10 protein-coding genes are annotated in these 12,363 nt (G+C 69.5%); 4 read left to right on the forward strand and 6 right to left on the reverse strand.

Annotated features, from left to right (window positions below):
* Nucleotides 1-32: 32 nt before the first annotated feature.
* Genes BIV03_RS05725 through BIV03_RS05735 form a run of 3 tightly spaced genes read right to left on the reverse strand, consistent with a single transcriptional unit; the run spans nucleotide 33 to nucleotide 4,092 of the window.
* Entirely contained in the window at nucleotides 33-2,177 is a 2,145-nt protein-coding gene (locus BIV03_RS05725; protein WP_083403222.1) for a dipeptide ABC transporter ATP-binding protein, read from the reverse strand.
* Nucleotides 2,170-3,108: an ABC transporter permease gene (locus BIV03_RS05730; protein ID WP_083295025.1), complete on the reverse strand. Its 939-nt coding sequence runs from the start codon at nucleotides 3,106-3,108 to the stop codon at nucleotides 2,170-2,172. The genes BIV03_RS05725 and BIV03_RS05730 overlap by 8 nt, the downstream gene beginning before the upstream one ends.
* A 3-nt stretch (nucleotides 3,109-3,111) precedes the next feature.
* Nucleotides 3,112-4,092: an ABC transporter permease gene (locus BIV03_RS05735; RefSeq protein WP_071294974.1), complete on the reverse strand. Its 981-nt coding sequence runs from the start codon at nucleotides 4,090-4,092 to the stop codon at nucleotides 3,112-3,114.
* Nucleotides 4,093-4,354: 262 nt separating this feature from the next.
* Here BIV03_RS05735 and BIV03_RS05740 point away from each other — a divergent pair, with 262 nt between their 5' ends.
* A complete protein-coding gene (locus BIV03_RS05740) occupies nucleotides 4,355-6,067 on the forward strand; it encodes an ABC transporter family substrate-binding protein (RefSeq protein WP_070416711.1) in 1,713 nt (570 codons plus the stop codon).
* Nucleotides 6,068-6,151: 84 nt separating this feature from the next.
* Here BIV03_RS05740 and BIV03_RS19045 read toward each other — a convergent pair whose 3' ends face one another.
* From BIV03_RS19045 to BIV03_RS05755, 3 genes are all read right to left on the reverse strand, one after another.
* Nucleotides 6,152-6,700: a hypothetical protein gene (locus tag BIV03_RS19045; RefSeq protein ID WP_071294975.1), complete on the reverse strand. Its 549-nt coding sequence runs from the start codon at nucleotides 6,698-6,700 to the stop codon at nucleotides 6,152-6,154.
* A 245-nt stretch (nucleotides 6,701-6,945) separates the two neighbouring features.
* Complete coding sequence (locus tag BIV03_RS05750) at nucleotides 6,946-7,425, reverse strand: peroxiredoxin (RefSeq protein ID WP_070416709.1); 480 nt, start codon at nucleotides 7,423-7,425, stop codon at nucleotides 6,946-6,948.
* A 181-nt stretch (nucleotides 7,426-7,606) separates the two neighbouring features.
* Nucleotides 7,607-8,356 (reverse strand): CPBP family intramembrane glutamic endopeptidase, encoded by a 750-nt coding sequence (locus BIV03_RS05755; protein ID WP_071294976.1) that lies wholly within the window; start codon nucleotides 8,354-8,356, stop codon nucleotides 7,607-7,609.
* 138 nt (nucleotides 8,357-8,494) lie between these two features.
* On the opposite strand from BIV03_RS05755, the gene typA reads away from it, so the two are divergent.
* The 3 genes from typA (at nucleotide 8,495) to BIV03_RS05770 (ending at nucleotide 12,356) form a co-directional block, all read left to right on the forward strand.
* Nucleotides 8,495-10,417: a translational GTPase TypA gene (gene typA / locus BIV03_RS05760; RefSeq protein ID WP_070416707.1), complete on the forward strand. Its 1,923-nt coding sequence runs from the start codon at nucleotides 8,495-8,497 to the stop codon at nucleotides 10,415-10,417.
* An 89-nt stretch (nucleotides 10,418-10,506) separates the two neighbouring features.
* On the forward strand, nucleotides 10,507-11,700 hold the full coding sequence (locus BIV03_RS05765) for an amidohydrolase (protein ID WP_071295027.1): 1,194 nt from the start codon (nucleotides 10,507-10,509) through the stop codon (nucleotides 11,698-11,700).
* Between the two features lie 113 nt (nucleotides 11,701-11,813).
* A complete protein-coding gene (locus BIV03_RS05770) occupies nucleotides 11,814-12,356 on the forward strand; it encodes a hypothetical protein (protein ID WP_071294977.1) in 543 nt (180 codons plus the stop codon).
* Nucleotides 12,357-12,363: the final 7 nt, after the last annotated feature.

Consider the following 12,363-nt stretch of genomic DNA (forward strand, 5'->3'; position numbering starts at 1 on the left):
GCCTCCCGTCCGTCACACGGAACGTCAGTCGGTCACACCGTCGCCGACACCCGCTCGGTGAGCAGGTGGTTCTGGTCGGTCTGGATGCAGGCCACGCCGCGTCCGTGCACGTCCTGCAGACGCGGGTCCACCGAACGGCACTGCTGCTGCCGGTCCTCGTCGAGGAGCTGGTACAGCGGGCAGCGCGTGCGGAACCGGCACCCGTCGATCCGTTCCGTGGGGGAGGGGAGGTCGCCGTCGAGCAGGATGCGTCCGCGGGCGGCCTCGGCGAACGGGTCCGGCACCGGGACCGCGGACAGCAGGGCCCTGGTGTAGGGGTGCTGCGGGTCGTCGAACACCCGGTCGCCGTCGCCGTACTCGACGATCCGGCCGAGGTACATGACCGCGACGTCGTCGGCGATGTGCCGGACGACCGAGAGGTCGTGCGCGACGAACAGGTAGGACAGGCCCAGGCGGTGCTTGAGGTCCTCGAGCAGGTTGATGACGCCGGCCTGCACGGACACGTCCAGCGCCGACACCGGCTCGTCGAGCACGAGGATCTTCGGCTCGACGATGAGCGCGCGGGCGATGCCGATGCGCTGTCGCTGGCCGCCGGAGAACTCGTGGGGGTACCGGTCGATGTAGCTCGGCTCGAGACCGACGAGCTCGAGCGAGTCCCGCACGCGTCGGCGGATCTCGTCCTTCGGCACGCCCTGCACCGTGAGCGGCTCGCCGATCACGGACCCGATGTCGAGTCGGGGGTCGATGGAGGCCATCGGGTCCTGGAAGACGACCTGGATGTCGCTCCGGAGCGCACGGCGGTCGGACTTCGACAGGGTGCCGGTGTCGACGCCGTTGACCTTGATGGTGCCCTGCTGCGCGCCGGCGAGCTCGAGGATCTCCATGATCGTCGTGGTCTTGCCGCAGCCGGACTCGCCGACGAGCCCGAGGACCTGTCCGCGCTTCAGCGTGAGCGAGATCCCGTCGACCGCGTGCACCTCGCCGATGCGCCGGCGGAACAGGGCGCCCTTCGTCAGCGGGAAGGTCTTCACGACGTCGTCGAGCTGCAGGACCACGTCGTCGCCGTGGTCGATCTCGGACTCGGGGACGTCCTCCGGGCGCGGGAAGATCTCGGAGCGGGCGAGCGTGCCGGCGGCGATCTCGTCGCGGCGGATGCACGCCGCGGTGTGCTCATCGTCGAAGGCGCCGTTCGTGATGGTCGGCGTCGCACCGGTCAGGACCGGGTTGTCGTCGCTCGGTGCCACCGACGGGGCGATCAGGGCCGGTTCGCCCTCACGGCAGGCGTCGAGGACGGCGGGGCAGCGGTCGGCGAACGGGCAGCCGGTCGGCTTCTGGGTGAGCAGCGGCGGACGGCCGTCGAGCGGGACGAGGCGCTCCGAGCGTGCCGAGGCCATGTTCGGCATCGAGCGGAGCAGACCGATCGTGTACGGCATGACCGGCTCGCGGAAGAGGGGTTCGACCGGTGCCGTCTCGACGATCCGGCCGGCGTACATCACGGCGACCCGGTCCGCGTTGCCCGCGACGACACCGAGGTCGTGCGTGATGAGGACGACGGCGGCACCGGTCATGTCCTTGGCGGTCTGCAGCACGTCGAGGATCTGTGCCTGGATCGTCACGTCGAGCGCCGTGGTCGGCTCGTCGGCGATGATCAGCTTCGGGTCGTTGGCGATGGCGATCGCGATCATGGCGCGCTGCCGCATGCCGCCGGAGAACTCGTGCGGGAAGGCGTCGAGCCGCCGCGAGGGGTTCGGGATGCCGACGACGCGCAGGAGTTCCTCGGCACGGGCCCGGGCGGCGTGCGCGGTGAGGTTCCGGTCGTGCAGCCGCAGCCCCTCGACGATCTGCTGGCCGATCGTGTACACGGGCGTCAGGGCGGAGAGCGGGTCCTGGAAGACCATCGCGATGTCGCCGCCACGGAGCTTCGACATCTCGCGGTCGTTCAGGCCGAGCAGCTCGCGGCCGTCGAACCGGATGCTGCCCTCGACCTTGGCCGACGACGGCAGCAGACCCATCACGGCCATCGAGGACACCGACTTGCCCGATCCGGACTCGCCGACGATGCCGAGGAACTCGCCCTGGTTGACGGAGTAGTCCACGCCGCGCACGGCGTACACGGGCTTGGAGCCCGGGTTGAACGTGACGGCGAGGTCGGAGACGGTGAGCAGCGGCTCAGTCACGGTTGGCTCCCGAGGTGGGGTCGATGGCGTCGCGCAGGGCGTCGCCGAGCAGGCTGGTGGAGAGGACCGTGGCGACGAGCGTCGCAGCCGGCAGGACGAACAGCCACGGTCGGGTGACCGCGGACTGGCTGCCGGCGGCGAGCAGGGTGCCGAGCGACACGTCCGGCACCTGGATGCCGAAGCCGAAGAAGCTCAGGGCGCTCTCGGAGAGGATCATCGCGCCGACGCCGAGCGTGGCGTCGATGATGAGCAGCGAGGCCACGTTCGGCAGGATGTGCCGCCGGATGATCGTGAACGACGGGACGCCCATGAACCGTGCGGCCTTGACGTAGTCGCGCTCCCGGAGGGACATCGTCTGTCCGCGGATCACGCGGGCCATGATCATCCACCCGAAGATCGCCAGGCCGACGATGAGCGCGAGCCAGCTGAGGTTCTTGAACAGCGGGCTGAGGAGCACGAGCGCGTAGAACGACGGGATGACCAGGAGCAGGTCGATGCCCCACACGAGCGCCCGGTCGACGAACCCGCCGAAGTACCCGGCGATCGCACCGACGATGCCCGCGATGAGGGTCGCGGCGGGACCGGCGATGAGCCCGATGAGCAGGGACTTCTGCAGGCCCACCAGGGTCTGGGCGTAGATGTCCTGGCCGATGTCGTTCGTGCCGAACCAGTGCGAGGCGCTCGGCGGCATGCCGAAGGCGAGCCCGTCGGAGTCGACGGCGTTCCAGTGGTACAGGTACGGACCGACGAAGGCCCAGAGCAGGATGAGGAGGAGTGCACCGCCACCGATGCGGGCACGCCAGGTGCCGAGCACCTTGCGCCAGAGCGGGGTGCGGCCACCCTTCACCTCGACGACGTGCGCCGGCTGCCCGGCGTTGCCGTCACCGGGGTCGCCGGCGGTGGTCGTGGTCGTGGGGTCGAGAACAGACACGGGTCACACCCTCACTCGCGGGTCGAGCGCGGCGTAGAGCAGGTCCGCGAGGGTGCCTGCGATGAGCACGAGGATCGCCGTGAAGAGGATCGTGCCCGCTGCCGCGTTGATGTCGTTGTTGCTGATGCTCTGGACGAAGTACTCGCCCATGCCGTGCCAGCTGAAGACCAGTTCGGTGATGCTCGCACCGGTCAGGATGAGGCCGAACGAGTACGCGAAGAACGTCGACATCGGGATGAGGGCGACGCGGACACCGTGCCGCATGATGGCCGATCCACGCGTCCGGCCCTTCGAGCGCGCCGTCCGGATGAAGTCGTTCGACAGCACGTCGAGCATCGCCGAGCGCTGGTAGCGCGAGTACGAGGCGACGGCGCCGACCGTCAGCGAGATCGTCGGTAAGAGCAGGTGCACCAGCCGGTCGCCGAGCACCGGGAAGAACCCGGACACCCCCGGGGTGTACTCACCGGTGAACGAGATCAGCTGCGTCCCGACCGCCCCGTTGAGGGTCGTCGCCAGGATCATCAGCACCACCGCGATGACGAAGGGCGGCGTCGCGAGCACCGCGAACGACAGGTAGGTCGACACCTGGTCGGACGTCTTGTACTGCTTGACGGCGTTCCAGACGCCGAGCAGGACACCGAGGATCGCACCGAGCAGGGTGCCGATCACCAGCAGCCGCAGGCTCGTGCCGGAGCGGGCGACGATGTCGGCCGTGACCTCGGTGCCGCGGGCGCTGATGCCGAGCGAGCCGTGCGTGACCAGGTTCACCCACCAGTTCCACGTGCGGACCAGGAGCGGGGTGTTCGGGTCGGCGCCGAGCTTCTGGAGCGCGGCGTCGATCGAACTCTGCGGGACCGGCGGGTTCTTGCCGAGGTACCGGGACGTCGGGTTGAGCGTCGCGCTGGCGAGGATGTAGCCGAGCGTCGTCGCGACGATCGTCAGGATCACGTAGTTGACGATCCGCTTCGCGAGGAAAGCAAGCATGTACTGGGACCTCAGTGGGGTGCGGCCGTCCGTCCGGACGGCATTGTTCGGTGGCGACAGGCTAGCCGCTTCCGAGCCGGGGTGGGTGATCCCTGTTGACGCTATGCAACATTCGTTACGAGCATGTTTCGATTCGGTACAGCAGCCCTTGTGCGACCTTCGGATGTGACTAGGGTTCTCAACCAACAGGCGTGGCGGCGGGGGCCGTCGCGTCCCGGCGCTCCGGCGCGAACCACAACGAAAGGGAATCCTCGCCATGCGAATGAGGATCAAGACGACGGCCGTGCTCGCCACAGCAGCCGCCGCGGCACTCGTGCTCGCGGGCTGCTCCGGCGGCGGGTCCGCCGGACAGAGCAGCTCGGCCGTCGCCACGTCGTCGCTGAAGTCGACGGGTTGGACGGTCGCCGACCGCGACACGATCAAGGACGGCGGCTCGCTCACCCTGCCGATCGACTCCGCACCGGCGAACTGGCAGCTGTCGAACCTCGACTCCGGGACGGTCGACGACAACACGATCGCGGGCACCTACCTGCCGGGGTTCATCCAGTTCAAGGCCAACGGCGAGTGGGAGGCGAACAAGGACTACGTCGACTCGATCGAGCTGACGAAGGACTCGCCCCAGACCGTCGAGATCAAGATCAACCCCAAGGCGGTCTGGTCCGACGGCACCCCGATCACCGAGAAGGACGTCGAGGCGAACTGGAAGGCGCTGAACGGCACGAACAAGGCCTTCGCCCCGCTCGCCACCAACGTCTGGGAAGACGTCGACTCCGTCACGCAGGGTTCGGACGAGCGCGACGTCATCGTGACGTTCTCGAAGACGAACGCCGACTGGCCGAGCGTCTTCACCGCGATCTACCCCTACTGGGCCGTGGACACCCCCGACCACTTCAACAACTCGTGGGCGAAGGGTCCGTTCGCCGCGGACGGCAAGACGTACGTCTCCGCCGGCCCGTACATCCTCAAGACCTTCGACGCCAACGGCGGCGTCGTGACCTTCGAGAAGAACTCGAAGTGGTGGGGTGACGCGCCGAAGCTCGACACGATCGTCTTCAAGACCGTGTCCCGCGACGGTGTCGCCCAGGCCTACGCGAACAAGGAGTTCGACGCCTTCAACCTGAACGGCAGCGCGGACAACTTCAAGACCGCGAACAGCCGCTCGGACTCGAAGATCGAGCGCTCGCTCGGCACGACCCAGCGTCAGATCACCCTGAACGGCACGTCGGACGTCTTCAAGGACCAGGAGGTCCGCCAGGCGTTCGCCCAGGCGATCAACCGCCAGGTCGTCGCGCAGGCGATCCTCTCGCCGGTGAAGAGCCCGGTGCAGGTCCTCAACAACCTCGTCTACCTGCCCGGCCAGAAGGGCTACCAGGACAACGTGTCCTCGGTCTACGGCTACAGCACCGACAAGGCGAAGAAGAAGCTCGAGGACGCCGGCTACACGATCGGCTCGGACGGCTACGCGACCAAGGGCGGCAAGACGCTCGACGTCCGCTTCGTCATCCCGTCGGACAACCAGAACTCGGCGAACGTCGCGCAGCTCGTGCAGCAGCAGACGAAGCTCGCCGGCTTCAAGGTGACCATCGACACCGTCCCGACCGACGACTTCTTCACGAAGTACGTCACCACCGACGGCCGTGACTTCGACGCCACGTACTTCGCCTGGCAGGGCACGCCGTTCCCGGTGTCGTCGCTGAAGTCGATCTACTACCCGGCCGACGCGGGGCAGAACTACACCGGCGTGACCGACGACTCGCTCGGTGCTGCCTGGGACAAGGCGAACGCCGAACTCGACGCCGACAAGCGCATCGAGGACGCGGACGCGATCGACAAGAAGATCGTCAAGGTCGCGGGCACGATCCCGCTGTTCCCGGAGCCCTACGCCTGGGGCGTGCGCAAGGACCTCGTGAACTACGGTCCGGCGCAGTTCCAGCAGTCCTCCGTGAAGTGGCAGGACGTGGGCTACAAGAAGTAGTCCGCACCGCTGGAGAACGGAAACGACATCCCCGACGTCGCACGACGTCGGGGATGTCGTTCTTCGTCGGAGGGATCGCGGCGGTCAGAGCTGCGCGGCCGCCAGGGTCGCGACGAACGCGAGCACCACGATCGCGAGGATCGTCCACCCGTGCACGCGGTGCGTGATCGGCGCAGCCGTCACGGTCGCCGGAGGCGGGCCGTCCTGCGCGGGCGGCTCGGGCACGAACGCCCGGATGCGCTCGGCCGCAGCGTCGACGTCGAGGCGATCCGCGCCTCCTGGACGACCGTCGACCACGGCGGCGAGCCGGGCCGACCTGCGGGTGGCGAGCCACGTGCGGCGGATGCCCTCGCTCGTGACGATCTCGATCCCGTACTTGGTGCGGACCTCGGTGACGCGGCGCCAGGTGTAGGTGCTGGTGCGGCGGACGTCGACGATGCGGAGGTGCTCGTCGGTCAGCTCGAAGCGCGGGCGCCAGAGGACCGCCCACGCGATGAAGGCGATGCAGATGCTCGGGACCGGGGCGAGCCAGGCGGTGCCGCCGCTCAGGAGGGCGAGGGGGACGAGCGCGGCGGCCGCGACCCACAGGACGACGGCGAGCAGACGCATGCCGGGGGCGAGGATCGTGGTCACGCCGAAGAGGTTACGGGCTGCCGACCCTTGGTGACACGCAACGCCCGGGGAGCCAAGAGGTTACGAGATGCCTCCCCGGGAACGCCCGGGGAGCGGGTGTGACACACCAGCGCGTATCTCCGGACGACCCGATTCCCCGGGGAGGCAGATCCTGTGTGGACTTCTCGTGGCGTCAATCGTCCTCGGCCCCCGTTCGGGTGTCAATACCCCAGACCGTCGCATCTTCGGGGGACCGACACGCCGTGTCACGCCACGAGGAGCTCGATCTGCGCCCGGATCGCATCCGCCTTGGGGAACCGGAGCCCGACGAGCCCCACGTGCCGCCAGCGCACCACGCCGTCCGGACCGATCACGAACACGGACCGCCGGAGCCCGATCCCCGGTGCCTGCACGCCGTACGCGCGGATGACGTCCCCCGCGGTGTCGCTCAGCAGGGGGAAGGTGAGCGAGGACCCGCGGGCGAACGCCTCGTGCGAGTCGAGCGCCTGCGGGCTGACGCCCCACACCACGGCGCCGAGGTCGCCGAAGTCGTCGAGTTCCTCTTGGTAGCTGCAGAGCTGTGCCGTGCAGACCGGGGTGGCGTCGCCCGGGTAGAAGGCGAGCACGAGCGTCCGGCCGATCTCGGCGGACAGCGCGTACTCGTCGTCGGTGCGGGTGCCGTCGCGCACGATCATGCCGGGCAGGGTGAATCCGGGTGCGGGATCGCCGACCTCGGGGATGCTCATGCGGCCACGGTAGGTGCGGGACCACGGTCCGGTGCGGCGCCGCGCTGTGGGTTCGCTGTGGGTCCGCCGGGCCGGGGTCGGACGGGTCCGCCGCATCGCCGACGCCCGAACGGGGGGATGCCGCGCGGTCGGCGCGGCGGGCGCCCGGGCCGGTCGCCGGCCGTGCCGCGGGCGACGAGCGTCAGCGGAAGAGCTGCGGGAACGCGTGCGCGACCCACGGGTACCCGACGAACACCGCGGCGTCGAGCAGGCAGTGCGTGATGACGAGGGGGAGGAGCCGGCCCCACCTCGTGTAGATCCAGCCGAACACGATGCCCATCACGGCGTTCCCGACGAACGCGCCGAACCCCTGGTAGAGGTGGTAGCTCCCGCGCAGGACCGCGGTGGACAGGATGACCTGCCAGCGCCCCCACCCGAGGCCGCCCAGCCGTTCGTAGAGGTACCCGACGACGATCACCTCCTCCTGCAGCCCGGAGCGGATCGCCGAGAGCAGCAGCACGGGGATCGTCCACCAGTACGAGTCGAGCGCCGCCGGGTTCACGTTCACGGTGAACCCGAGCGCCCGCCCGGTGAAGTACAGCGCGAGCCCGGGGATCCCGATGCCGAGGGCGATGAGCGCCGCGCCACCGAGGTCGGGCCGCACGCGGAACCGGTCGATGCCGAGTCGACCGAGGTGCGGGCGGGTGGTGCTCCAGAGCAGGAAGCAGACGAGCGCGACCGGCGCGAGGTCGACCGCGATGCCCACGAGCTGCCGGGCGAGGTCGACGTACTGCACGGTCGTGGTCGAGGTGTTGAGCGCCGTGGACTGCTGCCCGAGCGGCGTCGTCTGCGACAGGTCGTCGATGATCTGCAGCACCGAGTACAGCGCGCTGCCGCCGAGCGAGAGCATCAGCACGATCGTGATCTCGATCCACGTTCGCCGACGGCTCATCGGGGGTACTCCTCTCGGTTGCGAACTACCGGTAGACTGGCGTGTCGGGCGTTCTGCCCACCTCCGGGCAGTGCCACCGCGGCGCGAGCGCCACAGTCGGCCGCCCGATCTTCTTCCGAACACCAAAGGATGTCCTGTATGGCGCTCGCCACCCGGTCCGACCTGCGCAACGTCGCCATCGTGGCACACGTCGACCACGGCAAGACCACCCTCGTCGACGCGATGCTCACGCAGACCAACTCGTTCGACGCCCACTTCGAGGGCGAAGACCGCATGATGGACTCGAACGACCTCGAGCGCGAGAAGGGCATCACGATCCTCGCGAAGAACACGTCGGTGCTCTACAACGGCAAGCACGCGACCGAGTTCGGCGCGGACGGCCCCATCACGATCAACGTCATCGACACCCCGGGTCACGCCGACTTCGGTGGTGAGGTCGAGCGCGGCCTCTCCATGGTCGACGGCGTCGTGCTCCTCGTCGACGCATCAGAGGGTCCGCTGCCCCAGACCCGCTTCGTGCTCCGCAAGGCGCTCGCCGCGAAGCTCCCGGTGATCCTGCTCGTCAACAAGACGGACCGCCCGGACTCCCGCATCGACGAGGTCGTGTCCGAGTCGCAGGACCTCCTGCTCGGGCTCGCCTCCGACCTGTCGGACGAGGTCGACGACCTCGACCTCGACGCGATCCTCGACGTCCCCGTGGTCTACGCCTCGGGTCGTGCGGGTGCCGCCAGCCGCAACAAGCCGGCCGACGGTTCGCTGCCGGACAACGACGACCTCGAGCCCCTGTTCGAGGCGATCCTCCAGCACGTCCCCGCCCCGAAGTACGACGACGAGCACCCGCTGCAGGCGCACGTCACGAACCTCGACGCGTCGCCGTTCCTCGGTCGCCTCGCGCTCCTGCGCATCTTCCACGGCACCATGAAGAAGGGCCAGACGGTCGCGTGGGTCAAGCACGACGGCAGCGTCGTCAACGCCCGCATCACCGAGCTGCTCGTCACCAAGGCGCTCGAGCGCTACCCGGCCGAGTCGGCGGGCCCCGGTGACATCGTCGCCGTCGCCGGCTTCGACACGATCACCATCGGTGAGACCCTGACCGACCCCGAGGACGTCCGTCCGCTGCCGACCATCACGGTCGACGACCCGGCGATCTCGATGACGATCGGCACGAACACCAGCCCGCTCGTCGGCAAGGTCAAGGGCCACAAGCTCACCGCCCGCATGGTCAAGGAGCGCCTCGACCGCGAGCTCATCGGCAACGTCTCGCTCAAGGTCCTCGACATCGGTCGCCCCGACGCGTGGGAGGTCCAGGGCCGCGGCGAGCTCGCGCTGGCCATCCTCGTCGAGCAGATGCGTCGCGAGGGCTTCGAGCTCACGGTCGGCAAGCCGCAGGTCGTCACCAAGCGTGACGAGAACGGCAAGCTCCAGGAGCCCTACGAGCACATGACGATCGACACGCCGGAGGAGTACCTCGGCGCGATCACGCAGCTCATGGCCGCTCGCAAGGGCCGCATGGAGAACATGACGAACCACGGCACCGGCTGGGTGCGCATGGAGTTCATCGTCCCGTCGCGCGGCCTGATCGGCTTCCGCACGTCGTTCCTCACCGAGACCCGCGGCACCGGCATCGCCAACGCGATCTCACACGGCTACGACGAGTGGGCCGGCCCGATCCAGACCCGCATCAACGGGTCGATCGTGTCCGACCGCTCCGGTGTCGTCACGCCGTTCGCCATCACGAACCTCCAGGAGCGGATGACGTTCTTCGTCAACCCCACCGAAGAGGTCTACGAGGGCATGGTCATCGGCGAGAACTCGCGCGCCGACGACATGGACGTCAACATCACGAAGGAGAAGAAGCTCACGAACATGCGTTCGGCGAACGCTGACACCTTCGAGTCGATGACGCCGTCGCGCCAGCTGTCGCTCGAGGAGTGCCTCGAGTTCGCGCGTGAGGACGAGTGCGTCGAGGTCACCCCCGACGCCGTGCGCATCCGCAAGGTCGAGCTCGACGCGCAGGCCCGCCAGCGTGCGTACGCCCGCCTGAAGCGTCAAGACGCGTAAGCAGTCATCCAGGAGGCACGGCCTCCCTCCGACGGCCCGGTCACCTCGTTCGAGGTGGCCGGGCCGTCGTCGGATGTACCGTGGTGCGCGTGACTCTCGACCTCCTCTCGCTGTACCAGGACCTCCACGCCCACCCCGAGCTCGGCTTCCAGGAGCACCGCACGGCGGGCATCGTCGCCGACCGGCTCGCGGAGATCGGCGGGATCGAGGTCACCACGGGCGTCGGCGGCACCGGTGTCGTGGGCGTCCTGTCGAACGGCGAGGGGCCCGTCGTCTGGCTCCGCGCCGACATGGACGGGCTGCCGGTCCAGGAGCGCACCGGCCTGCCCTACGCCAGCGAGCACCACGGCACCGACGAGGACGGCAACGACGTCCCGACGATGCACGCCTGCGGCCACGACATCCACGTGACGTGGCTGCTCGGGACCCTCGAGCGCCTCGCCGCCACCACGGGTGACTGGCACGGCACGGTCGTCGGTGTCTTCCAGCCGGCGGAAGAGGTCATCTCCGGTGCCCGGGCGATGGTCGAGGACGGGCTCGTCGAGCGCTTCCCGACGCCCGACGTCGTCCTCGGGCAGCACTCCGCGCCGGCGCCGGTCGGCATCGTCGCGGTCGGCAGCGGCCCCGTGATGGCGTCGAGCGACCGGCTGACGGTCACGTTCAACGGCCGCGGCGCGCACGGTTCCGCCCCGCAGGCCTCGCTCGACCCGATCGTCACCGCCGCGTCGGCCGTCGTGCGCCTGCAGACCGTGGTCTCGCGCGAGGTCTCGCCGAGCGACGCCGGGGTCGTCACGGTCGGGAGCTTCCACGCCGGCACCCGCGCGAACATCATCCCCGACCAGGCCGTCATCGAGATCTCCACGCGGGCCCGCAACGAGGAGACCCGCGAGCGGATCATCGCCTCGATCGAGCGCATCGTCCGCGCCGAGAGCGAGGCCGGTGGGCTTCCCGAGCCGACGATCGTTCGGTCGCCGGGTGCCGAGGTCACCGTGAACGACGCCGAGGCCGCCCAGACCGTGCTCGACGCGATCCGCGCCGAGGTCCCCGGAGCCCGCGACCTCGAGATCGGCCTGGCGATGGCGTCCGAGGACGTCGGCCAGCTCGCCACCGCAGCCGGAGCGCCGCTCGTCTACTGGTTCACCGGCATCACCGACCCGGAGCTGTTCCGTCGCGGCGAGGACATCCCGAGCAACCACTCGCCCTTCTACGCGCCGCAGGCCGAGACGGCGATCCCGGTGGGCGTCGACGCCCTCGTCGCGGCGACGCGCGCGTACGTCGCCTGACGCGGGCGGTCCCGCGGGACCGAGCCAGGAGGCGCGGCGCGACCCCGCCACGCACGTGACGTTCCCAGGGGACTCACGCCGCGCCTCCCGTCTCGCCCCCTAGGGTGCTGGGCATGCGCACCCCGACCCGCACCCTGATCGCCGCCGTCGCCGCCGGCATCGCCCTCGCCGGACTGGCCGGCTGCTCGTCCGACGCCGTGAAGCAGGCCACCGACCTCGGCTCGTCGGTCGCGTCGAGCGTCGCCGAGGGCGTGCAGGGCATCGACGGCAAGGCCGTCCAGGACGGCATGGCCTCGGTCGCCGGCGGCATCGACGGCGCACTCGACACCGCGCTCAAGGGCGCGAACGTGACCTCGGACGGCAAGGTCCCCGACGGCTTCCCGACGAAGGACGTCCCGCTCGTCGACGGCACGGTGCTCGGCGGCGGGAGCGGCCCGAACGGATCCGGGTGGGTGGCACAGGTCCGTGCCGCCTCGGTCGACGACTTCGAGGCCGCCGCGCAGCAGCTCACCGACGCCGGGTTCACCGAGTCGGCGAAGCGGGCGGACTCGTCCAGCGCCTTCGGGATGTTCCGGAGCGACGGCTACCGGGTGGTCTTGACCTTCTCCGACGGCAGCGACGGCGTGACGGCGACCTACATCGTGACGCCCCGCTAGCCACCGC

It is taken from the genome of Curtobacterium sp. MCBA15_016 (assembly GCF_001865105.1).
In the GTDB taxonomy this organism is placed as follows: Bacteria; Actinomycetota; Actinomycetes; order Actinomycetales; family Microbacteriaceae; genus Curtobacterium.

Coding starts and splice junctions, on each gene's coding strand:
- BIV03_RS05735 (WP_071294974.1), bottom strand. CDS start 4,092: ATGCTTGCTTTCCTCGCGAAGCGGATCGTCAACTACGTGATCCTGACG.
- BIV03_RS05740 (WP_070416711.1), top strand. CDS start 4,355: ATGAGGATCAAGACGACGGCCGTGCTCGCCACAGCAGCCGCCGCGGCA.
- BIV03_RS05750 (WP_070416709.1), bottom strand. CDS start 7,425: ATGAGCATCCCCGAGGTCGGCGATCCCGCACCCGGATTCACCCTGCCC.
- BIV03_RS05755 (WP_071294976.1), bottom strand. CDS start 8,356: ATGAGCCGTCGGCGAACGTGGATCGAGATCACGATCGTGCTGATGCTC.
- typA (WP_070416707.1), top strand. CDS start 8,495: ATGGCGCTCGCCACCCGGTCCGACCTGCGCAACGTCGCCATCGTGGCA.
- BIV03_RS05770 (WP_071294977.1), top strand. CDS start 11,814: ATGCGCACCCCGACCCGCACCCTGATCGCCGCCGTCGCCGCCGGCATC.